1 protein-coding gene is annotated in these 515 nt (G+C 59.8%); it reads right to left on the bottom strand.

The features are described 5' to 3' along the window. Positions 1–515: TolC family protein (locus IEX22_RS16470; protein WP_188669304.1), on the bottom strand; the 515-nt coding region annotated here is incomplete at both ends.

Genomic DNA, 515 nt, shown 5'->3' with positions numbered 1-515 from the left:
CGCCGACTAGTCAAATAGTCGCTGGTGCTAAGATCGCCGCTGCGCCAGCGTTGCCCCAAGAGTTCGGCCGCCTGGCGACCGGCCACCAAGGCCTGCTGTTGCCAATCGAGCCAGCTCTGCTTCAATCTGGGTAAGCTGTAGTTGAACTGCAATTCTTGTTGTTTAAGCGCCATCTCAACGCTTTGGTACTGGGCACTGGCGGCGGTGACCGCCTCCATGGCCGCCTTTATCGACTCGCTGTAGTCGTTGCGCAACTGCAGCGGCACAGATATGCCAATTCCCAGCTTGTTGTCGGAGCCTTCTCTCTCGGCATTGAGGCTTAAATTGGGGTCGGCCGCCGCCTGGGCCTTAGCTTGATTGACTTGCAGCCGCGCCAATTCAAGTTGCAACCCGGCACTGACCAGAGCCGGCACAGGCGCCTCGGTTGCGGGCAACTCTAGCCGATCGGCGAAGCTGCCAAAGGGCAGCTCTGCCCGGCCAAAACGCGCCAAAATACGGGTATCGGCATCCAGCAG

It is taken from the genome of Tersicoccus solisilvae (genome assembly GCF_014643255.1).
Taxonomy (GTDB): Bacteria; Actinomycetota; Actinomycetes; order Actinomycetales; family Micrococcaceae; genus Tersicoccus; species Tersicoccus solisilvae.
The sequence above is the reverse complement of the archived record's forward strand: the minus strand, read 5'-3'. Positions and strand labels throughout refer to the sequence as shown.